26 protein-coding genes are annotated in these 26,642 nt (G+C 59.4%); 13 read left to right on the top strand and 13 right to left on the bottom strand.

The annotated features are described in order from the left end of the window. Positions 1–220 precede the first annotated feature (220 nt). Both J5M66_RS21385 and J5M66_RS21380 read left to right on the top strand, forming a co-directional pair. A complete protein-coding gene (locus J5M66_RS21385; protein ID WP_206421640.1) occupies positions 221–1,369 on the top strand; it encodes an efflux RND transporter periplasmic adaptor subunit in 1,149 nt (382 codons plus the stop codon). A 13-nt stretch (positions 1,370–1,382) separates the two neighbouring features. After that, on the top strand, positions 1,383–4,409 hold the full coding sequence (locus tag J5M66_RS21380; protein WP_207808391.1) for a multidrug efflux RND transporter permease subunit: 3,027 nt from the start codon (positions 1,383–1,385) through the stop codon (positions 4,407–4,409). 255 nt (positions 4,410–4,664) lie between these two features. Here J5M66_RS21380 and J5M66_RS21375 read toward each other — a convergent pair whose 3' ends face one another. From J5M66_RS21375 to colR, 5 genes are all read right to left on the bottom strand, one after another. Then, complete coding sequence (locus J5M66_RS21375) at positions 4,665–4,892, bottom strand: hypothetical protein (RefSeq protein WP_016773424.1); 228 nt, start codon at positions 4,890–4,892, stop codon at positions 4,665–4,667. Positions 4,893–4,894: 2 nt separating this feature from the next. Continuing rightward, entirely contained in the window at positions 4,895–5,611 is a 717-nt protein-coding gene (locus tag J5M66_RS21370; RefSeq protein WP_130899986.1) for a lipopolysaccharide kinase InaA family protein, read from the bottom strand. Between the two features lie 3 nt (positions 5,612–5,614). Further along, positions 5,615–6,283, bottom strand: coding sequence for a class I SAM-dependent methyltransferase (locus tag J5M66_RS21365; protein ID WP_071173442.1), 669 nt, complete (start codon positions 6,281–6,283; stop codon positions 5,615–5,617). Positions 6,284–6,432: 149 nt separating this feature from the next. Next, a complete protein-coding gene (locus J5M66_RS21360) occupies positions 6,433–7,716 on the bottom strand; it encodes a HAMP domain-containing sensor histidine kinase (RefSeq protein ID WP_123443727.1) in 1,284 nt (427 codons plus the stop codon). Continuing rightward, positions 7,706–8,389, bottom strand: coding sequence for a two-component system response regulator ColR (colR, locus tag J5M66_RS21355; protein ID WP_016773421.1), 684 nt, complete (start codon positions 8,387–8,389; stop codon positions 7,706–7,708). Before colR ends, J5M66_RS21360 begins: the two co-directional genes overlap by 11 nt. A 208-nt stretch (positions 8,390–8,597) precedes the next feature. Between colR and J5M66_RS21350 the strand changes: the two genes are divergently transcribed. Beyond that, the gene (locus J5M66_RS21350; protein ID WP_206421638.1) at positions 8,598–9,341 is read left to right on the top strand and encodes a phosphatase PAP2 family protein; all 744 of its coding nucleotides are present in this window, start codon (positions 8,598–8,600) and stop codon (positions 9,339–9,341) included. Between the two features lie 188 nt (positions 9,342–9,529). On the opposite strand, the gene groL is transcribed toward J5M66_RS21350, so the two are convergent. From groL to J5M66_RS21330, 4 genes are all read right to left on the bottom strand, one after another. Next, positions 9,530–11,176 (bottom strand): chaperonin GroEL, encoded by a 1,647-nt coding sequence (gene groL, locus J5M66_RS21345; protein WP_016773419.1) that lies wholly within the window; start codon positions 11,174–11,176, stop codon positions 9,530–9,532. Positions 11,177–11,226: 50 nt separating this feature from the next. After that, on the bottom strand, positions 11,227–11,520 hold the full coding sequence (locus J5M66_RS21340; RefSeq protein ID WP_007916610.1) for a co-chaperone GroES: 294 nt from the start codon (positions 11,518–11,520) through the stop codon (positions 11,227–11,229). Between the two features lie 259 nt (positions 11,521–11,779). After that, a complete protein-coding gene (locus J5M66_RS21335) occupies positions 11,780–12,256 on the bottom strand; it encodes an FxsA family protein (RefSeq protein WP_016773418.1) in 477 nt (158 codons plus the stop codon). Positions 12,257–12,327: 71 nt separating this feature from the next. After that, a complete protein-coding gene (locus tag J5M66_RS21330; protein WP_095181796.1) occupies positions 12,328–13,053 on the bottom strand; it encodes a HugZ family protein in 726 nt (241 codons plus the stop codon). Between the two features lie 163 nt (positions 13,054–13,216). On the opposite strand from J5M66_RS21330, the gene J5M66_RS21325 reads away from it, so the two are divergent. Continuing rightward, positions 13,217–13,975: an SDR family oxidoreductase gene (locus J5M66_RS21325; protein WP_123443729.1), complete on the top strand. Its 759-nt coding sequence runs from the start codon at positions 13,217–13,219 to the stop codon at positions 13,973–13,975. A 107-nt stretch (positions 13,976–14,082) separates the two neighbouring features. Here the strand turns inward: J5M66_RS21325 and apbC are convergent, their stop codons facing one another. Next, positions 14,083–15,177 (bottom strand): iron-sulfur cluster carrier protein ApbC, encoded by a 1,095-nt coding sequence (gene apbC, locus J5M66_RS21320; protein WP_024014150.1) that lies wholly within the window; start codon positions 15,175–15,177, stop codon positions 14,083–14,085. Positions 15,178–15,496: 319 nt separating this feature from the next. Between apbC and metG the strand changes: the two genes are divergently transcribed. The 8 genes from metG (at position 15,497) to J5M66_RS21280 (ending at position 22,296) form a co-directional block, all read left to right on the top strand. Further along, a complete protein-coding gene (metG, locus tag J5M66_RS21315) occupies positions 15,497–17,548 on the top strand; it encodes a methionine--tRNA ligase (RefSeq protein WP_123443730.1) in 2,052 nt (683 codons plus the stop codon). Positions 17,549–17,662: 114 nt separating this feature from the next. After that, positions 17,663–18,232, top strand: coding sequence for an Rnf-Nqr domain containing protein (locus tag J5M66_RS21310; protein WP_123443731.1), 570 nt, complete (start codon positions 17,663–17,665; stop codon positions 18,230–18,232). After that, positions 18,229–19,233 (top strand): electron transport complex subunit RsxB, encoded by a 1,005-nt coding sequence (gene rsxB, locus J5M66_RS21305; protein WP_207808393.1) that lies wholly within the window; start codon positions 18,229–18,231, stop codon positions 19,231–19,233. The genes J5M66_RS21310 and rsxB overlap by 4 nt, the downstream gene beginning before the upstream one ends. Next, a complete protein-coding gene (locus J5M66_RS21300) occupies positions 19,220–20,203 on the top strand; it encodes an RnfABCDGE type electron transport complex subunit D (RefSeq protein WP_207808401.1) in 984 nt (327 codons plus the stop codon). The genes rsxB and J5M66_RS21300 overlap by 14 nt, the downstream gene beginning before the upstream one ends. Continuing rightward, a complete protein-coding gene (locus tag J5M66_RS21295) occupies positions 20,200–20,805 on the top strand; it encodes an RnfABCDGE type electron transport complex subunit G (RefSeq protein ID WP_123443734.1) in 606 nt (201 codons plus the stop codon). The genes J5M66_RS21300 and J5M66_RS21295 overlap by 4 nt, the downstream gene beginning before the upstream one ends. Next, entirely contained in the window at positions 20,802–21,374 is a 573-nt protein-coding gene (locus tag J5M66_RS21290; RefSeq protein WP_207808403.1) for an Rnf-Nqr domain containing protein, read from the top strand. Before J5M66_RS21295 ends, J5M66_RS21290 begins: the two co-directional genes overlap by 4 nt. Beyond that, positions 21,371–22,009 (top strand): endonuclease III, encoded by a 639-nt coding sequence (gene nth, locus J5M66_RS21285; protein WP_016773410.1) that lies wholly within the window; start codon positions 21,371–21,373, stop codon positions 22,007–22,009. The genes J5M66_RS21290 and nth overlap by 4 nt, the downstream gene beginning before the upstream one ends. A 107-nt stretch (positions 22,010–22,116) precedes the next feature. After that, positions 22,117–22,296, top strand: coding sequence for a hypothetical protein (locus J5M66_RS21280; RefSeq protein ID WP_016773409.1), 180 nt, complete (start codon positions 22,117–22,119; stop codon positions 22,294–22,296). An 88-nt stretch (positions 22,297–22,384) separates the two neighbouring features. Here the strand turns inward: J5M66_RS21280 and J5M66_RS21275 are convergent, their stop codons facing one another. Beyond that, the gene (locus J5M66_RS21275; protein ID WP_016773408.1) at positions 22,385–23,011 is read right to left on the bottom strand and encodes a response regulator transcription factor; all 627 of its coding nucleotides are present in this window, start codon (positions 23,009–23,011) and stop codon (positions 22,385–22,387) included. Between the two features lie 432 nt (positions 23,012–23,443). Between J5M66_RS21275 and J5M66_RS21270 the strand changes: the two genes are divergently transcribed. Continuing rightward, entirely contained in the window at positions 23,444–24,157 is a 714-nt protein-coding gene (locus J5M66_RS21270) for a hypothetical protein (protein ID WP_207808405.1), read from the top strand. A gap of 124 nt (positions 24,158–24,281) precedes the next feature. Here J5M66_RS21270 and J5M66_RS21265 read toward each other — a convergent pair whose 3' ends face one another. Next, positions 24,282–25,499 carry an argininosuccinate synthase gene (locus J5M66_RS21265; RefSeq protein WP_007953201.1) on the bottom strand — a complete coding sequence of 406 codons (1,218 nt, stop codon included), beginning with the start codon at positions 25,497–25,499 and terminating at the stop codon, positions 24,282–24,284. 129 nt (positions 25,500–25,628) lie between these two features. Further along, positions 25,629–26,543, bottom strand: a complete 915-nt coding sequence (locus J5M66_RS21260) for an OmpA family protein (RefSeq protein ID WP_122507760.1) — start codon at positions 26,541–26,543, stop codon at positions 25,629–25,631. Between the last annotated feature and the right edge of the window lie 99 nt (positions 26,544–26,642).

Raw genomic sequence — 26,642 nt, 5'->3', positions numbered from 1 at the left:
GCGAGGGGATTTATCCCCGTTGGGTGGCGCAGCCGCCCTTAAAACTGCAATTGCGGTATGACTGAAGGATTCAGGGGGCCGCTTCGCAGCCCAACGGGGATAAATCCCCTCGCCACAGGGTTCATATCCGGCCTTCACGTAATAACTGCCAGTTGGAATCCCCACCTGACTCGGAGTAATGTGCCCGCCTGTCTCATGATTTATCCAAGGAACTGGACATATGCTGCGTCGCCGCATGCTGATCATGTTGGGTGTTGTTTTGCTGCTCGTCCTGGTGCTGGGCGGTTATAAAGCCTTGTCGATCTACACGATGATCCAGGGCTTTTCCAAGCCCAAGCCGCCGATCAGCGTCGCCGTAGCCACTGCCGGCGAACAGCCGTGGCAGATGCGTCTGCCCACCGTCGGCACGCTCAAGGCGCTGCAAGGTGTTGACTTGAGTCTGGAAGTCTCCGGCACCGTCACTGAACTCAAATTCGAATCCGGGCAGAAGGTCAAGGCCGGGCAACCGTTGCTGCAACTCGACAGCGCCGTCGAGACCGCTCTGTTGGAAACCGCCCGCGCCGACCTCGGCCTGGCGCAACTGGACTTCGGCCGTGGCGCGCAACTGGTCGACAGCCGCGCGATCTCCAAAGGCGAGTACGACCGCCTCTCCGCCGTGCTGCAAAAGAACAAGGCCACGGTCAATCAGCTCAACGCGTCGCTGGCGAAAAAGCGCATCCTCGCGCCATTCAGCGGCACCATCGGCATCCGTCAGGTCGACGTTGGCGACTACCTCGCCAGCGGCACCAAAATCGCCACGTTGCAGGATTTGAGCAGCCTCTACGCTGACTTCTACGTGCCGGAACAAGCGGTGCCGAAACTCGCTATCGGTCAGCCCGTGCAGTTCACCGTCGCCGCTTATCCGGGGCAGAACTTTGCCGGCAAGATCAGCGCGATCAACCCGATCGTCGAAAGCACCACGCGCAATATCCTCGTCCGCGCCACCCTGGCCAACCCCGACGGCAAGCTGCTGCCGGGGATGTTCGCCAGCCTTGAAGTGCTGCTGCCTGATCCGCAAAAGCACATCGTCGTGCCGGAGAGCGCGATCACCTACACCCTGTACGGCAACTCGGTGTACGTGGTCGGGCAGAAGAAGGCCGAGGACGGCAGCGTCGCCAAGGATGACAACGGCCAACCGCTGCTGATCGCCGAACGTCGTTTCGTCGAAACCGGTGAACGCCGCGATGGCCTGGTGATGATCAACAAGGGCGTGCAGAGCGGCGAACAAGTAGTGACGGCGGGCCAGATCAAACTGGACAACGGCGCCAACATTGCCATCAGCGACGACAAGACCCTCGGCGAGCAGAACAGTCCGCCTCGCGTCGACTGATCAAGGAATTCCCATGGCTTTTACCGATCCGTTCATCCGCCGCCCGGTGCTCGCCACCGTGGTCAGCCTGCTGATTGTGCTGCTGGGCTTCCAGGCCTGGAGCAAGCTGCCGCTGCGCCAGTACCCGCAAATGGAAAACGCCCTGATCACGGTGACCACGGCTTATCCCGGGGCCAACGCCGAAACCATTCAGGGCTACATCACCCAGCCGATGCAACAGAGCCTGGCCAGCGCCGAAGGCATCGATTACATGACCTCGGTCAGCCGGCAGAACTTCTCGGTGATTTCGATCTACGCGCGCATCGGTGCCAACACCGACCGCTTGTTCACCGAACTGCTGGCCAAGGCCAACGAGGTGAAGAACAAGCTGCCGCAGGACGCCGAAGACCCGGTGCTGAGCAAGGAATCCGCCGACGCTTCGGCGCTGATGTACATCAGTTTCTTCAGCAAGGACCTGAGCAACCCGCAGATCACCGACTACCTGTCGCGGGTCATCCAGCCAAAACTGGCGACGCTGCCGGGCATGGCCGAAGCGGAAATTCTCGGCAATCAGGTGTTCGCCATGCGTCTGTGGCTCGACCCGGTGAAACTCGCCGGCTTCGGCCTCAGCGCCGCCGACGTGACCGCGGCGGTGCGCCAGTACAACTTCCTCTCCGCCGCCGGCGAGGTGAAAGGCGAGTACACCGTCACCAGCATCAACGCCAACACCGAACTGAAATCCGCCGAGGCCTTCGCGGCGATTCCGCTCAAGGTCGATGGCGACAGCCGTGTGTTGCTGCGTGATGTCGCGCGGGTGGAAATGGGCGCGGAAAACTACGACTCGATCAGCTCGTTCGGTGGCACGCCGTCGGTGTACATCGGCATCAAGGCCACCCCCGGCGCCAACCCGCTGGACGTGATCAAGGAGGTGCGCAAGCTGATGCCCGAGCTGGAAGCGCAGCTGCCGCCGAACCTGAAAAGCGAAATCGCCTACGACGCGACGTTGTTCATTCAGGCCTCCATCGATGAGGTGGTGAAAACCCTGTTCGAAGCGGTGCTGATCGTCATCGTCGTGGTGTTCCTGTTCCTCGGCGCGCTGCGTTCGGTAGTGATCCCGGTGGTGACCATTCCGCTGTCGATGATCGGCGTGATGTTCTTCATGCAGATGATGGGTTATTCGATGAACCTGCTGACGCTGCTGGCCATGGTGCTGGCCATCGGTCTGGTGGTGGACGATGCGATCGTCGTGGTGGAGAACATCCACCGACATATCGAGGAAGGCAAGACGCCGTTCGACGCAGCCCTGGAAGGCGCGCGGGAAATTGCCATGCCGGTGGTGTCGATGACCATCACCCTGGCGGCGGTGTATGCGCCGATCGGTTTCCTCACCGGGCTGACCGGGGCGTTGTTCAAGGAGTTCGCCCTGACCCTGGCTGGAGCAGTGGTGATTTCTGGCGTCGTTGCCCTGACGCTGTCGCCGATGATGTGCGCGTTTCTGCTGCGCCACGAAGAGAATCCCGGCGGACTGGCCCATCGCCTCGACCGCGTCTTTGAAGGCCTCAAGCGCCGTTATCAAAGCATGCTCCATGGCACGCTCAATACGCGGCCGGTGGTGCTGGTGTTTGCGGTGATCGTGCTGTGCCTGATTCCGGTGTTTCTCAAGTTCACCAAGTCGGAACTGGCCCCGGACGAGGATCAAGGCATCATTTTCATGATGGCCAGCGCACCGCAGCCGACCAACCTCGACTACCTGAGCACCTACACCGACGAATTCATCACCATCTTCAAAGAGTTTCCCGAGTACTACTCATCGTTCCAGATCAACGGCTACAACGGCGTGCAGGCCGGTATCGGCGGCTTCCTGCTCAAGCCATGGAACGAGCGCAGCCGCACGCAGATGGAAATCCTCCCCGAGGTGCAGAGCAAACTGGAGAGCATTCCCGGCCTGCAGATCTTCGGTTTCAACCTGCCCTCCCTGCCCGGCACGGGCGAAGGCCTGCCCTTCGAATTCGTGGTCAACACCGCCAATGACTACGAGCTGCTGCTGCAAGTCGCCGAGCGCATCGAGAAGCGCGCCATGGAGTCAGGCAAGTTCGCCTTCGTCGACCTCGATCTGGCGTTCGACAAGCCGGAAGTAGTCGTGGATATCGACCGCGACAAGGCTGCGCAGATGGGCGTGTCGATGCTCGACCTCGGCAGCACGCTGGCGACCTTGCTCGGCGAGGCGGAAATCAACCGCTTCACCATCGACGGGCGCAGCTACAAGGTCATCGCCCAGGTTGAACGGGCCTACCGCGACAACCCGGACTGGCTGAATAATTACTACGTGAAAAACACCCAGGGCGAATTGCTGCCGCTGTCGACCTTGATCAAGGTCAGCGACCGCGCACGGCCGCGCCAGCTCAATCAGTTCCAGCAGCTCAACGCGGCGAAGATTTCCGGTTTCCCGCTGGTGAGCATGGGCGAAGCCATCGACACCGTGCTGCAGATTGCCCGCGAAGAAGCACCGGCCGGGTTTGCCTTCGATTACGGCGGTGCCTCGCGGCAATACGTACAGGAAGGCAGCGCATTGTGGGTAACTTTCGCCCTGGCATTGGCGATCATCTTTCTAGTGCTGGCCGCACAGTTTGAAAGCTTCCGTGACCCGCTGGTAATTCTGGTAACGGTGCCGCTGTCGATTTGCGGGGCGCTGATTCCGCTGTTCCTCGGCTGGTCGAGCATGAACATCTACACCCAGGTCGGGCTGGTGACGCTGATCGGCCTGATCAGCAAGCACGGCATCCTGATCGTCGAATTCGCCAACCAGTTGCGCAAGGACAAGGGCCTGACCGCCCGTGAAGCGGTGGAGGAAGCAGCGGCGATTCGCTTGCGCCCGGTGCTGATGACAACGGCGGCAATGGTGTTCGGCATGGTGCCGCTGATTCTGGCCACCGGTGCGGGCGCCGTGAGCCGCTTTGATATCGGCATGGTGATTGCGACGGGGATGTCGATCGGCACGCTGTTTACGCTGTTCGTGCTGCCGTGTGTTTATACCTTCCTCGCTAAGCCAGATGCCAGATAATGCACATTTCCCTGTGGGAGCGAGCCTGCTCGCGAATGCGGTATTTTGATCGTTCCCACGCTCTGCGTGGGAATGCAGCTCGGGACGCTCCGCATCCCATTGGAACGCGGAGCGTCCTTTGAGGCGTTCCCACGCAGAGCGTAGGAACGATCAAGCAAGATCAAAAGATCGCAGCCTTCGGCAGCTCCTACACAATCCGTATCCCAAATAAAAGGCCTCGCAATTGCGAGGCCTTTTATTTGGGCTTCAATCGTTTCAACTGGCTGGCCTCATTCCCTGAGACAGTCCGAACATGAACAACAGCAAATCATGATCGGGCTGGGTCGCCACGGAGGCTTTCGCCACCCGTGGAACCGAACAATGAGCGTCGTTCCCGGACGCTCCTATGACCTGCATGCGCGGCTGCTCCCAGGCAGCCACCGCCAGTGAAGCAACTGCCAAGGCCCCGACCAGGAACAAACCTCGTGCAATTTCGAGTTTCATCGCTATAAACCTTTGATAGCGCTGCCAAACGCCGTCTCATAAAAGTAGACGAGTTTTTTCCAGTCGGCATCGCGGAACGACGAATGGCGACGCAGTTGCTTCATATCATGCTGCGCGGCGCGATAGGGTGTCAGACGCTGACGGCACTTCTCCAGATCGATCAACGCCACTTCAACCTGCGCCGCTTCGCCTTCACCGGTGACGCGCACGAAAACGTGTTTGATGTAGATGCAGCTGTGCTGCCAGCGCCCCTTGTGCATGCGCGCCAGGTTTTCGGCGAGATCCTTGAGGACTTTCTCGTAAACCACGTCGCCACATTGATCGCGACCACCGGCGGCAGCCAGCCACTGTTCCAGTTCCTGGAAACCGTCGAGGGATTTGGTGACAAGCAGGGCGCGCCACTTGTGTTGCGGATCCGGTTGCGCGCCGCAAAAGACGATTTGTGGTACGCGCACGCCGAGTTTGCTCACGCCGGTCAGCGCATCGAGTTCGCGCAATACGGTCGGGCGACCGAAGGGGTGCAACCAGCTGCGATAAATGTGCCCGGTCTGGCGCTTGGCGTACAGCAACTGGCCGTCACGGCCGACGATGCGCTGCACACCACTTTCGCCACCGCGGCGCACGTTGGGCTCTTCAACCCAATCGCCACGCTGGGCCCAGTAATAATCGAAACCATCCTGTGGAGCGACATTCGCTTCAACTGCTGCTTGCACTGCCATCCTCTACCTCTTGCGTAATACGTAAACCCGCCACATCGCATAGAGCGGTATAAAGTCCAGTTGTTCCTGAATGCGGAAACCCGCCTGTTCAAATTCTTTTTCGATCGTGGCCGCCGGAATCAGAAAGCGGTTCTGGTAATCACGATTCGGCCGGTCGAGCTCGGCGCGCTTGCGCTTCCACGCCTTGAAGTTGCCATCGACCCACAATGAAACAATCACGCTGTCACGGGTTACCCGCTCGAATTCACGCAGGATCACCTTGCGGTGCTCGGCTTCACCGATGTGGTGAAGAAGGCGCATGCAGAAGATGCTGTCGACCGCGTTATCCGGCAAAGCAATATCGAAAGCCGAGGTGTGCAGCGGTTGTACACGCTTGACCACATCGGCTGGCTGCCCTTGCAGCGCGGTGTTGATCATCGACTCGGAATTGTCCGCACCGATGATTACCCGGTTGGGTTTCTCCGCGAGCATTGGCCAGAAGCGTCCGGCACCGCAGGGCAGATCCAGCACCAGACCGGGATCCCCCGCCAGCGCCAGAGCCTTGCGACCCAATTGCTCGTCGCGCCAGTGCGACAGGCGGCGGCCAAGGCTTTCCTTGTGCTTGCGCAGGTAACGTTGTGCGTGTTGGTCGTCGTACTTTTCGGAAAAATCGAGCTTGATCGGGTCGGCCATCATCTGGACTCCTGTTCTGATGACACCACCTTAAGCAGCGGTGTGTCAGCGTCAGGTCATCCAATTGTGAAAATTCTGTCAGGTAAATCTGCAAAGTATTACAACGTTATACAGGATTTAGACAGGTGGGCGGGAGTAGCCTCGAGCCACTATTTGCCGGTATTCACGCCAAGATCTACCTCGAATCGGCAGCCATTGGGGTCCATCGTGCTCAGGCTGACTGTCCACCCCTGGTTTTCGCAAATGCGCTGGACCAGCGACAGGCCCAGGCCCAGACCCTCGCCACGTTTCTCGCTACCGCGCACAAACGGCTCGAACATCGCCTCGCGTTTTTCCTCGGGAATGCCTACCCCTGAGTCCTCGACGATGAAGCCGCTGGCGGTAAGGGTAAGGCGAATGAAACCCTCTTCGGTGTAATGCAGTGCGTTACGCAGCAAGTTGCCCATCACCGCATTGAGCAAGGTCGCGTTGTAACGAGTGTCCGGTGGATCGCCCGGCTCGAACATCAGCTTCAGGCCCTTGCGCTCGATCGGTTCGCGCCACAGGCACAGCAGGCTTTCGGCGACTTGTGAGAGGTTTTGCTGCGGCGCGGCGCCGGCCTCTTCGTTCTGTGCGCGCGCCAGCATCAGGAAGGTCTGCACCAGCTCGCGCATCTCCTCGCTGGCCCGGGCAATACGCTCGACCTGAGCGCGACCGCGCTGATCGATACCGGGGTTTTCCAGCAGCAGTTCGCAGGAACTGGCGAGGACCATCAGCGGCGTGCGCAATTCGTGGCTGACGTCGCTGGTGAACAAACGCTCGCGGTTCAGCGCCTGACGCAAGCGCCCCAGGGTGGCATCGAACGCCACCGCCAGTTCACCGACTTCATCCGCCGCGTAGTCTGGCGCCAGGGGCGGCGCCAGCCCGAGCAACTGGTCGCGATGACGGACCTGCCGCGCCAGGCGCACCACCGGCGCCATCACCTTGCGCGCGAGCACCCAGCCCAGGAACACCGCCAGTGCCAGGCTGAGCACGAAGCCCACCAGCACCACGGCAAACAGCACGCGCTCGCGCTCTTCGAAATCACTTTGATCCTGCAGCAAAACATAACGCCGACCATCCACCACTTCGACCATGGCGTGATAGGACAGCTGCTCGCGAAAGACCTCGTGGAAACCGGCATCGAGGTGACGCAGATCCTTGGGCAGGTCGAAATCCCCCGGCCCGCCGCTGAAATAGAACAGCTGATCCGGCTCGGGGCGATGGCTCCAGTCGGAGACGTTGTCCATCAGCAGCAAACGTTGCAGGTCACCGCCCAATCCCGCCGAAATGAGTTTCTCCTCCACCAGATGCACCGTCGCAACAATGCCCATGGCGAAAGCCCCGGCGACCAGTGCGCTCATCAGCGCAAAGGCGATGATGATCCGCTGGGAAAGACTCTGCTTAAACTCCATCTCGGCCCTCGGCCAAGCGATAACCGACACCGTGCACGGTGTGCAGCAGTGGCTTGGCGAATGGCTTGTCGATCACCTGGCGCAATTGGTGAACATGGCTGCGCAGGCTGTCGCTGTCCGGGCAGTCATCGCCCCACAGCGCTTCCTCGAGAATCTCCCGACGCAGCACGTGCGGGCTCTTCTGCATCAGCACTGCGAGCAGCTTGAGTCCAACCGGGTTGAGCTTGAGCAGCTTGCCTTCGCGGGTCACTTCCAGGGTGTCGAGGTCGTAGCTCAGATCACCGACCTGCAATGCGCGGCGACCGCCGCCCTGAGCACGGCGCATGACCGCTTCGACGCGGGCGGCCAGCTCGGACAGCGCAAACGGTTTGATCAGATAATCGTCGGCGCCGGACTTGAAGCCCTGCAGCCGGTCGTCGAGTTGGTCGCGGGCGGTCAGCATGATCACCGGCGTATCGCGCCGGGCATCTTCGCGCAGGCGTTTGCACAAGGTGTAGCCGTCGATGCCGGGCAGCATGATGTCGAGCACGATCAGGTCGTAATGCTCGGTCGCCGCCAAGTGCAGACCGGACAAGCCGTCTTGTGCGCAATCGACGGTATAGCCTTTCATGCCCAGGTAATCGGCCAGATTGGCCAGGATGTCACGGTTGTCTTCGACCAGCAGAATTCGCATGGACATCTCCTCCGAACGGGTAACGGCCGTCTTGGCCCGCGCAGCTTACGGCCAAGTGTGGCTCAGGGCTAGGGGCGTTTTTCGATAAACCTGCACTGCGCGCGCTGCGACGTTTTTTTCACTTTCGGTTAACAAATCGCCGACGCCAGCGCGCGCAGACTCCGCGCGATTACGCTCTCTCCTCCGTTCATCGACCAAGGAACCTGTCATGGTGTCGACCTCTGCCCTTCCCGCTTCAAGACCGCTGAACTGGTGGTTGTGTCTGGGCATTCCCGCCGTGGCGGCGATCATTCTGCTGTTGCTCGAACTGACCGATCTGGACATGGTTCTGGCGCAAATGTTCTACGACCCGGTCGCGGGGGATTTCATCGGGCGGCACAGCTATTTTCTTGAAGACATCCTGCATGACCGGGCGAAACAGCTGGTGATCGGCTTCTCGGTGTTTGCCATTCTGGGTTTCATCGGCGCGTTTTTCATCGAACGGCTGAAACCGTTCAAGCGTGAACTCGGTTGCCTGGTGCTGTCGCTGGGGCTGGCGACTTCGTTTGTCACTCCAGTCAAAGCCGTCACTGCCGTGCAATGCCCGTGGAGCCTGGAGCAATTCGGCGGTCACGAGACCTACAGCAAACTGATGGAGCATCGCCCCGCCACGGACAAGCCGGGACGTTGCTGGCCGGGTGGCCATGCGGCAACCGGGTTCACCCTGTTTGCACTGTTCTTCGTGTTGCGTGACCGCCGCCCGCGACTGGCGCGGCAGGCGTTTGTGTTCGCCTTTGCGCTGGGCTCGGTGTTCTCGATCAGCCGCATGATGCAGGGTGCGCACTTCTTTTCGCACAACGTGTGGACGGCGATTTTCTGCTGGCTGATTTGTCTGGGGGCTTATTACTGGGTGCTGTATCGCCCGGCTGGCAAGACTTCTACAGCGATGAACACACAGCCGATCAACGCCTGAAACAAAGCACCTGTGGGAGCGAGCCTGCTCGCGAATTGTCGGCTCAACTGGCTTGCATGTCGGATGACAGACCGCTTTCGCGAGCAAGCTCGCTCCCACATTGGTTCGGGTGGATGCTGAACTTGGGTAATAAAAAAACCCCGCTGACTTTCGCCAGCGGGGTTTTGCGTTACAGGGCCAGGGCTGGCTTACATCATGCCGCCCATGCCACCCATGCCGCCCATGTCTGGCATACCGCCGCCAGCTGCACCTTCTTTCTTCGGTGCGTCGGCAACCGCTGCTTCGGTGGTCAGGATCAGACCGCCGATGGAGGCTGCAGCTTGCAGAGCCGAACGGGTTACCTTGGTTGGGTCCAGGATGCCCATTTCGATCATGTCGCCGTATTCGCCGGAAGCAGCGTTGTAACCGAAGTTACCTTTGCCGTTCTTCACTTCGTTGACGACTACGCTTGGCTCGTCACCGGAGTTGGCAGCGATCTGACGCAGCGGCGCTTCAACAGCGCGACGCAGCACAGCGATACCGACGTTCTGGTCAGCGTTGTCGCCGGTCAGCTCGGTCAGTGCTTCCAGAGCACGGATCAGCGCCACGCCACCGCCAGGTACCACGCCTTCTTCAACGGCTGCGCGGGTTGCGTGCAGGGCGTCTTCAACGCGGGCTTTCTTCTCTTTCATTTCAACTTCGGAACCAGCGCCAACCTTGATCACTGCAACGCCGCCGGACAGCTTGGCCAGACGCTCTTGCAGTTTTTCACGGTCGTAGTCCGAGGAAGTTTCGGCAACCTGGGCGCGGATCTGAGCGATACGGCCTTCGATGTCTGCCTGCACGCCAGCACCGTCAACGATGATGGTGTTTTCCTTGGACAGGGTGACGCGCTTGGCGTTACCCAGGTGCTCCAGGGTGGTGCTTTCCAGGCTCAGACCGATCTCTTCGGAGATAACGGTACCGCCGGTCAGAACAGCGATGTCCTGCAGCATGGCCTTGCGACGGTCGCCGAAGCCCGGTGCCTTGACGGCAGCGACTTTGACGATGCCACGCATGTTGTTCACAACCAGAGTCGCCAGGGCTTCGCCTTCAACGTCTTCGGCCACGATCAGCAGTGGGCGGCCGGCTTTGGCAACGGCTTCCAGCACTGGCAGCATTTCGCGGATGTTCGAGATCTTCTTGTCGACCAGCAGGATCAGCGGGCCGTCGAGCTCGGCAACCATGGTGTCCGGCTTGTTGACGAAGTATGGCGACAGGTAGCCACGGTCGAACTGCATGCCTTCTACAACCGACAGTTCGTTTTCCAGGCCCGAGCCTTCTTCAACGGTGATCACGCCTTCTTTACCGACTTTTTCCATGGCTTCGGCAATGATGTCGCCGATGGAGTTGTCGGAGTTGGCCGAGATGGTGCCGACCTGAGCGATGGCTTTGAAGTCAGCGCATGGCTTGGACAGGGCTTTGAGCTCTTTGACAATGGCGATGGTCGCCTTGTCGATGCCGCGCTTGAGGTCCATCGGGTTCATGCCGGCAGCGACGGCTTTCAGGCCTTCGTTGACGATCGACTGAGCCAGAACGGTAGCGGTGGTAGTACCGTCACCAGCGTCATCGTTGGCACGGGAGGCAACGTCTTTGACCAGCTGCGCGCCCATGTTTTCGAAGCGGTCATCCAGTTCGATTTCTTTGGCGACGGAAACGCCGTCCTTGGTGATGGTCGGAGCGCCGAAGCTCTTCTCGATAACCACGTTACGGCCTTTCGGGCCCAGGGTCGCTTTTACCGCGTCAGCCAGAACGTTGACGCCTTTGAGCATCTTGGTACGGGCGGCATCGCCGAACTTAACTTCTTTAGCAGCCATGATCGATATTCCTTAAATACTTTGTAGTAGCGGGAAAATGAACGGGGATATCAGCCTTCGATAACCGCGAGGATTTCGTTCTCGCTCATTACCAGCAGGTCTTCGCCATCGACTTTCACAGTGTTGCTGCCGGAGTAAGGACCGAACACAACCTTGTCGCCTTCCTTCACGGACAGTGCACGCACTTCACCGTTTTCCAGAGCTTTGCCCGGGCCTACAGCGAGAATCACACCGTGGTTGGCTTTTTCAGCAGCCGAACCTGGCAGGACGATACCGCCAGCGGTTTTCTTTTCTTCTTCGCTGCGACGGATGACGACGCGGTCATGCAGAGGACGAAGCTTCATTGTCGATCTCTCCTAATTGTGGTTTTCATCGGCCGGTGTAGTCCCGGCGGGTTTAACGAATCCGGCCTGCGCCGGTTGCGGTCCGTCGAGCGAACCGCGCAAGTCTGTCCGGTTTGAATACCGGAAACCTTTCGGTGACCGATACATAGGGGCTTACAAGCCGATTACAAGGGCTGGCGGAAAAAATTTTTCATCCAGACACGGCAAATAACAGCCATAAACGAGCACGGCACCCGCAGGTGCCGTGTCGATGCTGATATCACTTGTTGTCGCGGTGTTCGAACTCGCCTTCGATCACATTCGGCTCCCGACCGAGCGGCTCGCGCGGGGCCGGGCCGCCACGGGGTTGCAGGTCGTCGGCGAAGGCACGCTGGCGCATCGCCTGGTCTTCAGCGCGCTGGCGCATCTTGTTCGCCAGCAGACGACGGGTGACCGGCAACAGCATCACCAGACCGACCACGTCACTGATGAAGCCGGGAATGATCAACAGGCCGCCGGCCAGTGCCAGCATCAGGCCTTCGAGCATGGTCTGCGCGGGCAATTCGCCGCGATTCAGGCTTTCCCGGGCACGCAATGCGGTGGCCAGACCGGCGACGCGCAGCACGAACACACCGAACATCGAGCCGAGAATGATCAGCAGCAGGGCCGGGAAGAACCCGATAGAGCCTGCCACTTTGACGAATACGAACAGCTCCAGCACTGGAAACAGCAGAAAGAGCAACAGAAAAGGGCGCATCAAAGTTTCCTCAACGCAAGAAATGCCTTGCAGTAAGCCTTAGATGACGTCGCCCTTGCGTGAATTCAAGCTTAACTTTGCGCTTTTTTCGGCCAGGACTGGGCGTGAGCCAGAGAAACCAAGGCCTCGCGCACTTGTGTCGGCGTATTACATGGCGCCGCGAAGGGCAACCAGTAGACGGCCTGACCGATGCGCAGGTGCATGCCCTCGCTGTCGATGCCGGCCAGTTGCGCCGGCGTGCTGTTGGGCAGCCCGGCCAGCTCGACGTAATGGGCAATGGCCTTGGCGTGATCGCTGTTCATGTGCTCGACCATGCTGATTTCCGCCTTGCCGGCGAACGGGTTGGCCAAGGTCAGATCGTCGATCCAGTGGATCGCGCCAAAGCCGCCGATGTAGCGATGGCGCACCGGATCGAGCACCCAGAAATCGAAATCGTGGGCCTGGTGATAATTCTGCGAGTCGGGGAAATAGCGGTAATAGCGCTCGGCGGCAGCCTCGATCGCTGCCGGTTCTGCGAGCTTCTGCGCTTCGGCCAGATAAGTCAGCCGCCCGACCGCCTGCACATCGTCGGCCTCGCGCTCGCCCACCAGCATCGAACACTTCGGATCTTTCTGCAGGTTATGCGTGTGCTGCGCGATGCGGCTGATCAGGATCAGCGGCCGGCCCTGCTCGTCCAGGCAATACGGCACAACCGAGCCAAAGGGAAAACCCGGCATCGATTTGGAGTGGGTCGACAGCACTCCACGGTATTCCTTGAGAAGCAATTCTCGGGCATTCTTCGCCACTTCAGCGCTCAATTTGTGACTCCTTAAATGGGTTCCGTCTAGAAAACGGACAGGCGCGCAGCGAAAAGTAACCGGCGCGCATCGGGCAAATGTTCGTGTGCAACCAGGCCTGACCGGTGCCGATCGAGCGTTGCCGACAACAAAAACAACTCAGACCTGCCAGCGGGACATGCGAATGCAACTCAACGACAAAGTAATCATTATCACCGGCGGTTGCCAGGGTTTGGGCCGTTCCATGGCCGAGTATTTCGCCGGCAAGGGCGCGAAACTGGCCCTGGTCGATCTGAATCAGGAAAAACTCGACGACGCCTTGGCCGCCTGTAAAGCCAAGGGTGTCGAAGCGCGCAGCTACCTGTGCAACGTCGCCAATGAAGAACAGGTCGAGCATATGGTCGCGCAAGTGGCCGCAGACTTCGGCGCCATCCACGGCCTGATCAACAACGCCGGGATCCTGCGCGATGGTCTGTTGCTGAAGGTCAAGGACGGTGAGATGACCAAGATGAGCCTGGCGCAGTGGCAGGCGGTGATCGACGTCAATCTGACCGGCGTGTTCCTCTGCACCCGTGAAGTCGCAGCGAAAATGGTCGAGCTGAAGAACAGCGGCGCGATCATCAATATTTCCTCGATCTCCCGCGCGGGCAACGTCGGCCAGACCAACTATTCCGCCGCCAAGGCTGGCGTCGCAGCGGCGACCGTGACCTGGGCGAAGGAGCTGGCGCGTTACGGCATTCGCGTGGCGGGCATCGCACCGGGCTTCATCGAAACCGAAATGACTTTGGGCATGAAGCCGGAAGCGCTGGAGAAGATGACGTCGGGCATTCCGCTCAAGCGCATGGGCAAGCCGGAAGAGATTGCCCATTCGGCGGCGTATATCTTCGAGAACGACTACTACACCGGGCGGATTCTGGAGATGGATGGCGGCTTGCGCATCTAAAACCAAATCAAAAGATCGCAGCCTCGCTTCGCTCGTCAGCTCCTACGGCAAATGTGTAGGAGCTGACGAGCGAAGCGAGGCTGCGATCTTTTTGCAGGCGACGCTGATCAATCGTCGCTGATGGTGATATTCGGCATCGCCGGCGTGGCCGCTTCCTGTAACACGATCCGCGCGCCGACGTGGCGGGCCAGTTCCTGATAGACCATGGCAATCTGGCTGTCCGGCTCGGCGATCACGGTTGGCTTGCCGCCATCGGCCTGTTCGCGGATCAGCATCGACAGCGGCAGCGAGGCCAGCAGTTCGACGCCGTACTGGGTGGCCAGCTTCTCGCCGCCGCCTTCACCGAACAGATGTTCGGCATGCCCGCAGTTCGAGCAGATGTGCACCGCCATGTTTTCCACCACGCCCAGCACCGGAATGTTGACCTTGCGGAACATTTCCACGCCTTTGCGTGCGTCGAGCAGCGCCAGGTCCTGCGGCGTAGTGACGATCACCGCACCGGCCACCGGGACTTTCTGCGCCAGAGTCAGTTGAATGTCGCCGGTGCCTGGCGGCATGTCGATGACCAGATAATCCAGATCGCCCCACGCGGTTTGCGTAACCAACTGCAGCAGCGCCCCGGAAACCATCGGCCCGCGCCAGACCATCGGCGTGTTGTCGTCGGTCAGGAACGCCATCGACATGACTTCCACACCGTGGGCCTTGAGCGGCACGAACCACTTCTGATCCTTGACCTCAGGACGGGTGCGCTCGGGGATGCCGAACATGATGCCCTGGCTCGGGCCGTAGATATCGGCGTCGAGGATGCCGACTTTGGCGCCTTCACGGGCCAGCGCCAGCGCGAGGTTGGCAGCGGTAGTGGATTTGCCCACGCCGCCCTTGCCGGACGCGACGGCGACGACGTTCTTGACGTTGGCCAGTCCCGGAATCTGCGCCTGGGCCTTGTGCGCGGCGATCACGCTGGTGACCTCGACGCGAGCGATGACCACGCCGTCGAGATTTTCGATGGCCAGTTGCAGCAATTGCGCCCAGCCGCTCTTGAACAGACCGGCGGCGTAGCCGATTTCCAGCTGCACATTGACGCGGTCACCGATGATCTCGATGTTTTTCACGCACCCGGCGCTGACCGGATCCTGGTTCAGGTAGGGGTCGGTGTATTGGCTGAGGACGGCTTCCACCGCTGCGCGAGTGACGGCGCTCATGGGCAACTCCGATAACAAGACTGGAAAAGATGGCGGCTATCGTACGCTGGACACCGATTTGAGGCGAACAGATTACTTGCGCTGAAAAGCCACTGTGGTGAGGGGATTTATCCCCGTTGGGCTGCGCAGCAGTCGTAAAGCCATTGCACTCGGACTATCTGATATATCGATGTTTGCGGTTTTGGGGCGGCTTCGCCACCCAGCGGGGATAAATCCCCTCACCACAAGGGCTCTCAAAGTACCCAGTGGCGCAGGGGTGAAAAATATGCGCCGGCGCTTTATAGTGGCCGACCTCCGTTTCATCAAGTAGCGAAGCCCCATGTCCGAGCCACGCAAGATCCTCGTCACCAGCGCCCTGCCCTACGCCAACGGTTCGATCCACCTTGGCCACATGCTGGAATACATCCAGACCGATATGTGGGTGCGCTTCCAGAAGCATCGCGGCAACCAATGCATCTATGTCTGCGCCGACGACGCCCACGGTTCGGCAATCATGCTGCGCGCAGAAAAGGAAGGCATCACCCCGGAACAACTGATCGCCAACGTGCAGGCTGAACACAGCGCCGACTTTGCCGACTTCCTCGTCGATTTCGACAATTTCCACTCCACTCACGCCGAAGAAAACCGTGAGCTGTCGAGCCAGATCTACCTCAAGCTGCGTGACGCCGGGCACATCGCCCAGCGTTCGATCACCCAGTATTTCGACCCGGAAAAGCAGATGTTCCTGGCCGACCGCTTCATCAAGGGCACCTGCCCGAAATGCGGCACCGAAGACCAGTACGGCGACAACTGCGAAAAATGCGGCGCGACCTACGCACCGACCGACCTGAAGGATCCGAAGTCGGCTATCTCTGGCGCCACCCCGGTGCTCAAGGATTCCCAGCACTTCTTCTTCAAACTGCCGGATTTCCAGCAAATGCTGCAGACCTGGACCCGCAGCGGCACCCTGCAGGACGCCGTGGCCAACAAGATCGCCGAATGGCTGGATGCCGGCCTGCAGCAGTGGGACATTTCCCGCGATGCGCCGTACTTCGGTTTCGAGATTCCGGGCGAACCGGGCAAGTATTTCTACGTCTGGCTGGATGCGCCGATCGGTTACATGGCCAGCTTCAAGAACCTCTGCAACCGCACGCCAGAGCTGGACTTCGACGCGTTCTGGGGCAAGGATTCGACTGCCGAGCTGTACCACTTCATCGGCAAGGACATCGTCAATTTCCATGCGCTGTTCTGGCCAGCCATGCTCGAAGGCGCCGGCTACCGCAAGCCGACCGGCATCAACGTGCACGGCTACCTGACCGTCAATGGTCAGAAAATGTCCAAGTCGCGCGGCACGTTCATCAAGGCCCGCACTTATCTCGATCATCTATCGCCGGAATACCTGCGCTATTACTACGCAGCCAAGCTGGGCCGTGGCGTCGATGACCTCGATCTGAACCTCGAAGACTTCGTGCAGAAGGTCAACTCCGACCTGGTCGGCAAAGTGGTCAACATCGCCAGCCGTTGCGCCGGATTTATCCACAAAGGTAACGGCGGTCTGCTGGTCGACAACAATGCCGCGCCGGAGCTGACCGAGGCCTTCCTCGCCGCCGCGCCGAGCATTGCCGACGCCTACGAGGCCCGCGACTTCGCCCGCGCCATGCGTGAAACCATGGCCCTGGCTGACCGCGCCAACGCGTGGATCGCCGACAAGGCGCCGTGGTCGTTGAACAAGCAGGAAGGCAAGCAGGATGAAGTCCAGGCGATCTGCGCCACCGGCATCAACCTGTTCCGCCAGTTGGTGATCTTCCTCAAACCGGTACTGCCGCTGCTGGCCGCTGATGCCGAGGCGTTCCTCAACGTCGCGCCGCTGACCTGGAATGACCACACCACCCTGCTGGCCAACCACCAGCTCAACGAATTCAAACCGTTGATGACCCGCATCGACCCGGTAAAAGTGCAAGCCATGACCGACGCCTCCAAGGAAGACCTGACCGCCAGCCAGACCGACACTGGCGCAGCCGCCCCTGCGGGCAACGGCGAACTGGCCAAGGATCCGCTGTCGCCGGAAATCGATTTCGACGCCTTTGCCGCCATCGATTTGCGCGTCGCATTGATCGTCAAGGCCGAACACGTCGAAGGCGCGGACAAGCTGCTGCGCCTGACCCTCGACATCGGTGACGAGCAACGCAACGTGTTCTCCGGGATCAAGAGCGCGTATCCGGACCCGTCCAAGCTCGACGGTCGTCTGACCATGATGATCGCCAACCTCAAACCACGGAAAATGAAGTTCGGTATTTCCGAAGGCATGGTGATGGCAGCCGGTCCCGGCGGTGAAGAGATCTACCTGCTGAGCCCGGACAGCGGCGCCAAGCCAGGTCAGCGCATCAAGTAAGACGTTGCCGCAAAACGATCCCACCGACGTGCTCTGCATGCCGGTGGGATTTTTCATATCTGGCCCGATAGTGCCTACCCTTAAGAGACACCCGCCCGTTTCGCTGGCAGAACCATGACCGAACTCGTGTTAACGCTGATCAGTGCTGCGCTGCTCAACAATTTCGTGTTGCACTGGCCGCTGGGCGTCGCTCCGCTGCTGGCGGGCAGCCGACGCCAGGTACATGCGCTGGGATTGGCGACGTTGTGCCTGATGCTGGTAGTCAGCGTTATCGGTCAGGCGATCTGGCAGTGGATACTGCTGCCGTTGCAGCTTGAAGCGCTGCGCCTGTTCGTGTTTCTGCCGTTGAGTGTGTTGTTGATCGCGCCGCTGCTGAAGCTGCTGGCGCGCGGGCTGCCGGATTGGCCGTTCGACGGATTGTGGCCGCTGCTGCTGGGCAATGCCGGCGTACTCGGGCTGGCGTTGATCAATGCGCAAAACGATCAAGGCCTGCTGCACGCAACGGCTTTGAGCTTCGGCGCCGGGCTGGGTTTCTGGCTGGTGTTGAGTGTGTTCTGCGACCTGCGCGAGCGCACGGCCGACAACGATATTCCCCTGCCCTTTCGCGGCCTGCCGATCGATCTGATCAGCGCCGGACTGCTCGCAGTGATTTTTCTCGGATTCAGTGGATTGATCAAAACATGAGTCTGCTTCAACGCATCGATGCCCTGCTGCCGCAGACCCAATGCGGCAAGTGCGGCCATTCCGGATGCAAACCCTATGCGCAAGGCATTGTTGACGGCGAGCCGATCAACAAGTGCCCGCCGGGCGGCGGAGAAACCATCGCTGCCCTGGCCGAGCTGTTGAAAATACCGGTCCTGGAACTGGACATCAGCCGTGGCCCGGCACCGCCGCAAGTCGCCTTCATCCGCGAGGCCGAATGCATCGGCTGCACCAAGTGCATTCAGGCCTGCCCGGTCGACGCCATCGTCGGCGCGGCAAAACTCATGCACACGGTGCTGATCGACGAGTGCACCGGTTGTGATCTGTGCGTTGCGCCGTGCCCGGTCGACTGCATCGAAATGCATCCTTTGCCTGCGAACACGATCCCAGTGGTTGGCGGTCTCGCATTTGATCTCGAAGAACAGCGCGCCCGCGCGATCAAACGTGACCACGCGCGCCAGCGTTTCGAGCGCCGCAACCAGCGCCTGCTGCGTGAAGAACAGCAAAAGCAGGCCGAACGTGAAGCGCGAGCCGCGCGTGCGGCACAACCGCAAGTCTCGCCCGCCGATCCGGTGCAGGCTGCACTTGAGCGGGTGCGCGCACAAAAAGCCGCTAACGCCGATGCGGCGCTGAAGAAGGCCAAGGTCGATGTGGCGATGAGTCGGGCTCAGTTGCATAAATCGCTGAAAGCTTTCGGCCATCCGCCGACGTTCGAACAGCAGTCGCAACTGATCGTCCTGCAGCAACAATTCGAAGCCGCCGAGCAAGCACTGGCGAAGCTGGAAAGAAGCCAACCGGCAATTCCCGCCGTTCCCGCACCGACCAACGACGCCGAACTGAAGCGAGCCAAGATCCAGTTGGCCATGCGCCGCGCCGAGTTGAAAAAGGCTCAGGCAGCGGAGGCTGCGCCGGAGCAGATCGCAGCACTGGAGCAAGCCGTGACTGACGCCGAGCGCCAGGTGCAAGACCATGCCACCCCTTGAGGCAGCGGACGATCGCCTGCAACAGGCGATGAATACCGTGCTGCTCGCAGCGCTGCCGGGGCTGCTCGCTTTGTTCTGGCTGTATGGCTGGGGCGTGTTGATCAATCTGCTGTTGGCGGTTGCCAGTGCTTTGCTCGTCGAAGCCGGGGTCGCCCATCTGCGTCGGCAAGCGGTGCAAGCGGCACTGCGTGATGGCAGCGCGCTGGTCAGTGCGATGTTGCTGGCCGCCGCGCTGCCGGTTTATTGCCCTTGGTGGCTGACTGTCATTGCGACCGCTTCAGGTCTGTTGTTCGGCAAACATCTGTATGGCGGCGTCGGCAAAAACCCGTTCAACCCGGCGATGCTTGGTTTTGCCCTGAGCATGGTGCTGTTTCCGCAAGCGATGACCCTATGGCCCGGTCATGGCCTCGATTTCCCCTCGGCGTTGCAACAGGTTTTCAACCCGGCTCCAGCACCGGACGCTTGGGCGCAGGCCACGGCACTGGACAGTCTGCGCATCAATAAAAGCCTGACCATCGATGAGCTGTTCGCCAGCAACCCGGCCTTCGGCCGTTTCGGCGGGCGCGGTGTGGAATGGGTGAATCTGGCGTTTCTGCTCGGCGGCCTGTGGCTGTTGCAGCGGCGGATCTTTTCCTGGCACGCACCGGTGGGGATGCTCGCCAGCCTGTTCCTCATCAGCCTGTTGTGCTGGAACGGATCGGGGTCCGATTCCCATGGTTCGCCGCTGTTTCATCTGCTCAGCGGCGCGACCATGCTCGGTGCATTTTTTATCGTGACCGAACCGGTGTCCGGCGCGAAAAGCGCCCTCGCCCGCCTGCTGTTTGGCATTGGCGTCGGCTTGCTCACCTATCTGATTCGTACTTGGGGTGGTTACCCGGACGGCGTCGCGTTTGCGGTATTGCTGATGAATCTGCTGGTGCCGACGCTGGAGCGCTTCGCCGCCAGCCGCCATCTGCCGGTGAGCACATGAACCGCTCGGCGAGTGTCGTGACGGTTGTACTGCTGGCTCTCGTAGGTGCGAGCGCGACATACGTGTTGCAGCGCAGCAGTGCACCGCAGATTGCCAGCGAGCAGCGCTTGCTCGATAGCCGCCAACTGCTCGATGTCATGCCTGCAGCGCTCTACGACAATCAGCCGCTGGAGCAACCGCTGACGCTCGCCGAGCCTGTTTTGCGCCATAGCACGCTGTCAGGCGGCTATCGAGCGACCCGCTCCGGACAGACAGTTGCGGTGCTGTTGCGCAGTCGCAGCGAAGGTTACGCAGGCACTCTGGAACTGCTGATAGCCATCGATGCAAACGGCAGAGTTCTAGGCGTGAAAACCCTTGAGCAGCGCGAAACGCCAGGATTGGGTGGTCACATCGGTGAATGGCCGAATGCCTGGCTTCAGACCTTCCTCGGCAAATCTCGTACCGAGCCGACTGACGCCGGTTGGGCGCTGAAAAAGAATCAGGGGCAGTTCGATCAAATCGCTGGCGCGACCATTACCTCCCGTGCCGCCATCAACGCGATTCATGACGCACTGCGTTATTTCGATGAGCATCGGGCGTTGCTGTTAGGAACTGGCTCATGAAACGCACGGTAGGTTTATTGATGCTGGTGCCGCTATTGGGCGCCACACAAACACTCAGCGCTGCACTGGGGATAACCTTGATGCTCGGCGCGGTGCTCGGCGTTTTTGCCGTTTGCATGTCGCCGCTGCGCGAACGCCTGACGGGCACCCGTGCGTTGCTCGCCAGCCTGACGCTTGCTGCGACGCTGACCAGTTGCGCGGATATTGTGGCGCAACGCTGGTTTTTGCCATGGCAGCAAACATCTGGGCTCTACATAGGGCTGATCGCCTTGCACTGCGTCGTGCTTGAATACCACGGTGCCTTCCGCGAGCCCGTCGCTGTCAGCTTCAAACGCTGCGCCTTGTTCGGCGCGCTCATGCTGGTGGTGGGCGGGCTGCGCGAGATCATCGGTTATGGCAGCCTTGGCCGAGGTCTTTCGGAGCATTGGCAAGGTCTGGTTTTGTTCCCCGAGGGGCTGCATCTGTTTACGCTGGTCCCCGGCGCTTTCGTTTTACTGGGCCTGCTTCTCGCCGTACGTCACGCGTGGACACGCCGCAACTCTGTCATCAAGGAAACGCATCGCCCATGAATGCTGCAAAACGTCTTGAGATATTTCGCCGACTGCACGAAGACAATCCCGAGCCGAAAACCGAACTGGCCTACTCTTCGCCGTTCGAGCTGCTGATTGCGGTGATTCTTTCGGCGCAGTCCACCGATGTCGGCGTCAACAAGGCGACCGCCAAACTCTTTCCCGTCGCCAATACACCCGCCGCGATTCATGCGCTGGGTGTCGAGGGGCTGTCCGAGTACATCAAGACCATTGGCCTGTACAACAGCAAAGCGAAGAACGTCATCGAAACCTGCCGTCTGCTGGTTGAACGTCACGGCGGTGAAGTTCCGCAAACCCGGGAAGAACTGGAAGCCCTGCCGGGCGTCGGGCGCAAGACCGCCAACGTGGTGCTCAACACCGCTTTCCGTCAATTGACCATGGCGGTCGACACGCACATTTTCCGCGTCAGCAATCGCACCGGCATCGCGCCGGGGAAAAATGTGGTGGAAGTTGAAATGAAGCTGATGAAGTTTGTACCGAAAGAATTCCTGCTCGACTCCCATCACTGGCTGATTTTGCATGGCCGCTATGTTTGCCTGGCGCGTAAACCGCGCTGTGGCAGCTGCCGCATCGAAGATCTGTGCGAATACAAACATAAAACTTCTGACGATTGAGCCGTCATCGGTTTTTCGTATCCATCGATTGAAAAAATCTTTTTTACCCGCCGCAGTAATGTCGATATAAGGAGCGCCAAAGGCAGTCTTAGCCGGGAGTTGACTTCATGAGTACCGACAAAGAGCAACTGGATGTAGAAGAAGATTTTATTGCCGTCGAGGCCGATGAGGTCGAACCGGTGGTAGAGGTGGCGAAGACCAACCTCAGCAAGCGTCGCACAATCGACAACCTGCTTGAGGAGCGCCGACTGCAAAGGCAATTGGCCGATTACGATTTTGATCTGTGATACCTGAAGGCCTCCCGAAGCGGAGGCTTTTCATTTTCTGCGACAACCGAGCTTGATCGGCCCATGACGGTCTCAGCTGTCGAATCGTTCAAACAAGGCCGTTGCGCTGCGCCAACTCGATCAGATCAACCAGAGACCGCGCATTGAGTTTCAGCAACAGGCGAGTCTTGTAAGTGCTAACAGTTTTGTTGCTCAAAAACATGCCGTCGGCGATTTCCTTGTTGGTCTTGCCGCGTGCCAATTGCTGCAACACCATCATTTCCCGCCCGGACAGACGATCAACCATGTCCGCCTCACTCGCATTGCCCAGACTTGTACGCACGGTGTGCAGGGCCTGATTGGGGAAATAGCTGTAGCCGGACAGAACTGCCTTGATCGCACTCAGCAGTTCGGTCAGATCCTGCTGCTTGCACACATAACCCGCTGCACCCGATTGCATGCAACGCATTGAAAAATGTCCGGGAGCCTGGGAAGTCAGCACCAGCACTTTCACCGGCATGGCGGTGGAAGTCAGGCGAGCAATAACTTCCAGTCCATCGAGTTTGGGTATTCCAATATCCAGAATGACAAGATCCGGTATTTGTTCACGAGCAATTTGTAGTGCATCAACGCCATTATCCGTTTCTGCAATGACTTCGTAGCCATGCCGTTCCATCAGCATACGTACCGCAAGTCGAATGACGGGGTGGTCATCCACGATCAGCACTTTATTCATGGGCAAGTCCAGTTTTCGCTGTTCGAATTTTTAGAACACGCACGATATCCCAGTCACTTGCTTCAAGGGATGGCAACTTTTACACGCATTTGCATCGAGAGACATTCCCTACAGGCATTGAGGATAATTCCCACAAATAGGTCCCGTCGCATCCATCGCAATTGCTTCCCGTCCTTCAAGGCCGCAACGAATTTCCGTTTACTGCGCACACGTCCTACGCAGCTGCGAATTCCAATCGAGCCATCTGAAATTTCCTGGACCACTTTTGCCGGCTGCCGATTCGACATATGACGTAACGAACCGCCGCTACTGCATATTCGACGCACCGGCAGCCCTTCTATAAAACTTGAAACAACAGCCTGAAACTTCAATGAAGGCTTTTGCTATATATAGAAATATTCAACCTCAAACAAACAGCATAGAACTTGAATCATGCTCAAGATAACGAACAAGATCACTAACCCAATGACAGTCATCGCGATATTCGCCATTATTTCGGAAACTTCAGCGGCGGTATCGCTGCCATTTCTCGACAACAAGGACCGGGAGATTTATGTCTGGTTTCTGATCAGCTTTCCGTTTTACTTGTTATTTCTTTTTTTTATCACGCTCAACTTCAACCACCGCTCGCTCTACTCGCCCTCGGATTTCGGCAAGGACAAAAATTTCCTGAAGGCGGCTGAACATTCGGAACGCGACAGCGAACGAAAAGTACCGTTGCGAAAAACCGATGGATCGTGCGCTTTCGAGATAACCAGCTGCGTGGTGTCCAGCAACACTGGGAGCGGCGGATTCCAGCGTCCATGCAGGATTCACAACGCGCCTGACCCACCAACCGATATTGATGGCCAAGCGAACCCCGTGGTGCAGACGATCAAACTGTCACCGCTGATAAGCGAACTGAACATCATCGACGCCCGGGACGTTGATGCGTCCAGGGAGTTCGATGCGATTCTCGACACTCTTCGGAGCGCCGGTAAAAAAAATCCGCGAGTGCTGGTTTTTCTAACGAATCATGTTTCGGACTCTCTGGCGCATACTTCGCTGCAACAGATCAAACAGGCGAAGAAAAGCTCAGGTGCAACACTGTGTGTCGTTTACAACCTGTGCACCCAGACAGTTACCCTGCTGGGGCGAACCAGCTGACAGGCGTGGCACATCCCGCAAGCGGGCAGACAAGAGAAACGGCTTGATGAACCCGATGAAAATTCCGAAAAAAAAGGCGGCCCTGAACTGGCCGCCTTTTTTATTGCGCGTGGGTCTGAGCCACTCAGAACAACTTGCGGCCCTTGTTGGCAGCAATGCGCATGCGCAGCGCGTTGAGCTTGATGAAGCCCGCCGCATCGGCCTGATTGTAAGCGCCGCCGTCTTCTTCGAAGGTGGCGATGTTGGCGTCGAACAGCGAATCATCGGACTTGCGACCGGTGACGATGACGTTGCCCTTGTACAGCTTCAGGCGCACTACGCCGTTCACGTTGACCTGCGAAGCATCGATCATCTGTTGCAGCATCAGACGCTCAGGGCTCCACCAGTAACCGGTGTAGATCAGGCTGGCGTACTTGGGCATCAGCTCGTCTTTGAGGTGAGCGACTTCGCGGTCCAGAGTGATCGATTCGATGGCGCGGTGAGCGCGCAGCATGATGGTGCCGCCCGGGGTTTCGTAGCAGCCACGGGACTTCATGCCGACATAACGGTTTTCGACGATGTCGAGACGACCGATGCCGTGCTCGCCGCCGATCTTGTTCAGCGTCGCCAGTACGGTGGCCGGGGTCATTTCGACGCCGTCCAGCGCGACGATGTCGCCGTTGCGGTAGGTCAGTTCCAGGTACTGCGGGGTGTCGGGAGCCTTCTCCGGGGAGACGGTCCAGCGCCACATGTCTTCTTCGTGCTCGGTCCAGGTGTCTTCCAGCACGCCGCCTTCATAAGAGATGTGCAGCAGGTTGGCGTCCATCGAGTATGGAGATTTTTTCTTGCCATGGCGTTCGATCGGGATCGCGTGCTTCTCGGCGTAGTCCATCAGCTTCTCGCGGGACAGCAGGTCCCACTCGCGCCAAGGGGCAATAACTTTTACGCCTGGCTTGAGCGCGTAGGCGCCCAGTTCGAAACGCACCTGGTCGTTGCCCTTGCCGGTGGCGCCATGGGAAATGGCGTCGGCGCCGGTTTCGTTGGCAATTTCGATCAGGCGCTTGGCGATCAGCGGACGGGCGATGGAAGTACCCAGCAGGTACTCGCCTTCGTAAACGGTGTTGGCGCGGAACATCGGGAACACGAAATCACGCACGAATTCTTCGCGCAGGTCATCGATGTAGATTTCTTTGACGCCCATGGCCTGAGCCTTGGCGCGGGCCGGCTCGACCTCTTCGCCTTGACCGAGATCAGCGGTGAAGGTCACCACTTCACAGTTATAAGTATCCTGCAGCCACTTGAGGATCACCGAAGTGTCCAGGCCGCCGGAATACGCCAGAACGACCTTGTTTACGTCCGCCATGCCATCACTCCACGGGGTTCTACGGAAAGCGGGGGAGTCTACCGCTCAAACGCGATAATTTACAGAGGCGCGACAGCTTAAGACGACAAAGCGACAGAATCTGTCGAGAGCGCGACGATGACCGGCGAGTCAGGAAGTCGTTGCGGCGGTGGCTGGCGTACCCGCTTGCGGCGCCGGAGCCGGGGCGGTAGTCGGTGCGACGCGCGACAATTTCACGTTGACCCGACGGTTCTTCGCACGATTGGCCTTGCTGGTGTTGGGCACGATCGGATACTGCTCGCCGTGGAAACGCACGGTGATCTGCGATTCCTGAATGCCGTTGGCCTTGAAGAAATCCACCACCGCCAGCGCGCGGCGGCGCGACAATTCGCGGTTGGTCAGACGATTGCCGCTGTTGTCGGAATGGCCGTCGAGGTCAATGTGGTTCACCGTCGGGTCGGCCTTCATGTATTCGAGCATCACTTGCAGCTTGGCCTTGGCAGCCGGGTCCAGCTCAACGCCTTCGCCGGGGAAGCCGATCTGCGACTGCTTGATCTGGTCGAAATTCTGCGGCAGCAATTTCGCCACACAGCCTTGATAGTCGTTGAACGCCTTGCTGAATTTCACCGGCAACAAACGCACTTCGGAGACGCGGCCATCGCCAGACGCACGACGTACCACCGGGCTGCGACCGTCCAGCAGACCGCTGATCAATCCCCCGGCCTGGGATTGCGAGCTGTTGAACAACACATTGCCGCTGCCCAGACGCACAGAGCCCAGATTGATGTCGCCACGCCCTGGCTGCCAAGGTGCAGCGGCAGCGAGCAAAGTCGCCGAACCGCCGCCAAGCATGGCGTTGTAGGCATTCAGGCGAAAGATCGCCTGTTCACCGGCCTTGCGCACGAACTCGCCCGAGCCGAAATCGGTAATCGGCTGGGTCAGGCGGCATTCGAACTGGTCGCCGGCGACCGTCCACTCAATGTTCTCCAGACGGGTCTGGTAAGTCAGCGCCATCGCGGGAAGGCTGGCAAACACACTGAGCAGGGCTAAATAACGCTGGCGCACGGGAGGCTCCATTGGCTTGTGAAACACAAACACCGATTCACACAATGTTTACGGCATACCTCCGGGATATCGGACGCTCGTGGCAAAACTTGATAGCGG

The sequence above is a fragment of the Pseudomonas sp. 67(2021) genome, assembly GCF_017491835.1.
Classification (GTDB): Bacteria; Pseudomonadota; Gammaproteobacteria; order Pseudomonadales; family Pseudomonadaceae; genus Aquipseudomonas; species Aquipseudomonas atacamensis.
This window is presented reverse-complemented; position numbering and strand designations above follow the sequence as displayed.

What these genes read in the sequence shown, in the direction of transcription:
- apbC (WP_024014150.1), bottom strand. Translation starts at nt 15,177, where the DNA reads ATGAGCGCCGTCACTCGCGCAGCGGTGGAAGCCGTCCTCAGCCAATAC.
- rsxB (WP_207808393.1), top strand. Translation starts at nt 18,229, where the DNA reads ATGAGTCTGCTTCAACGCATCGATGCCCTGCTGCCGCAGACCCAATGC.
- J5M66_RS21325 (WP_123443729.1), top strand. Translation starts at nt 13,217, where the DNA reads ATGCAACTCAACGACAAAGTAATCATTATCACCGGCGGTTGCCAGGGT.
- J5M66_RS21360 (WP_123443727.1), bottom strand. Translation starts at nt 7,716, where the DNA reads ATGGAGTTTAAGCAGAGTCTTTCCCAGCGGATCATCATCGCCTTTGCG.
- J5M66_RS21365 (WP_071173442.1), bottom strand. Translation starts at nt 6,283, where the DNA reads ATGGCCGACCCGATCAAGCTCGATTTTTCCGAAAAGTACGACGACCAA.
- J5M66_RS21295 (WP_123443734.1), top strand. Translation starts at nt 20,200, where the DNA reads ATGAACCGCTCGGCGAGTGTCGTGACGGTTGTACTGCTGGCTCTCGTA.
- J5M66_RS21350 (WP_206421638.1), top strand. Translation starts at nt 8,598, where the DNA reads ATGGTGTCGACCTCTGCCCTTCCCGCTTCAAGACCGCTGAACTGGTGG.
- J5M66_RS21280 (WP_016773409.1), top strand. Translation starts at nt 22,117, where the DNA reads ATGAGTACCGACAAAGAGCAACTGGATGTAGAAGAAGATTTTATTGCC.
- metG (WP_123443730.1), top strand. Translation starts at nt 15,497, where the DNA reads ATGTCCGAGCCACGCAAGATCCTCGTCACCAGCGCCCTGCCCTACGCC.
- J5M66_RS21265 (WP_007953201.1), bottom strand. Translation starts at nt 25,499, where the DNA reads ATGGCGGACGTAAACAAGGTCGTTCTGGCGTATTCCGGCGGCCTGGAC.
- J5M66_RS21340 (WP_007916610.1), bottom strand. Translation starts at nt 11,520, where the DNA reads ATGAAGCTTCGTCCTCTGCATGACCGCGTCGTCATCCGTCGCAGCGAA.
- J5M66_RS21335 (WP_016773418.1), bottom strand. Translation starts at nt 12,256, where the DNA reads ATGCGCCCTTTTCTGTTGCTCTTTCTGCTGTTTCCAGTGCTGGAGCTG.
- J5M66_RS21385 (WP_206421640.1), top strand. Translation starts at nt 221, where the DNA reads ATGCTGCGTCGCCGCATGCTGATCATGTTGGGTGTTGTTTTGCTGCTC.
- J5M66_RS21375 (WP_016773424.1), bottom strand. Translation starts at nt 4,892, where the DNA reads ATGAAACTCGAAATTGCACGAGGTTTGTTCCTGGTCGGGGCCTTGGCA.
- colR (WP_016773421.1), bottom strand. Translation starts at nt 8,389, where the DNA reads ATGCGAATTCTGCTGGTCGAAGACAACCGTGACATCCTGGCCAATCTG.
- J5M66_RS21270 (WP_207808405.1), top strand. Translation starts at nt 23,444, where the DNA reads ATGCTCAAGATAACGAACAAGATCACTAACCCAATGACAGTCATCGCG.
- nth (WP_016773410.1), top strand. Translation starts at nt 21,371, where the DNA reads ATGAATGCTGCAAAACGTCTTGAGATATTTCGCCGACTGCACGAAGAC.
- J5M66_RS21290 (WP_207808403.1), top strand. Translation starts at nt 20,802, where the DNA reads ATGAAACGCACGGTAGGTTTATTGATGCTGGTGCCGCTATTGGGCGCC.
- J5M66_RS21370 (WP_130899986.1), bottom strand. Translation starts at nt 5,611, where the DNA reads ATGGCAGTGCAAGCAGCAGTTGAAGCGAATGTCGCTCCACAGGATGGT.
- groL (WP_016773419.1), bottom strand. Translation starts at nt 11,176, where the DNA reads ATGGCTGCTAAAGAAGTTAAGTTCGGCGATGCCGCCCGTACCAAGATG.
- J5M66_RS21310 (WP_123443731.1), top strand. Translation starts at nt 17,663, where the DNA reads ATGACCGAACTCGTGTTAACGCTGATCAGTGCTGCGCTGCTCAACAAT.
- J5M66_RS21275 (WP_016773408.1), bottom strand. Translation starts at nt 23,011, where the DNA reads ATGAATAAAGTGCTGATCGTGGATGACCACCCCGTCATTCGACTTGCG.
- J5M66_RS21300 (WP_207808401.1), top strand. Translation starts at nt 19,220, where the DNA reads ATGCCACCCCTTGAGGCAGCGGACGATCGCCTGCAACAGGCGATGAAT.
- J5M66_RS21380 (WP_207808391.1), top strand. Translation starts at nt 1,383, where the DNA reads ATGGCTTTTACCGATCCGTTCATCCGCCGCCCGGTGCTCGCCACCGTG.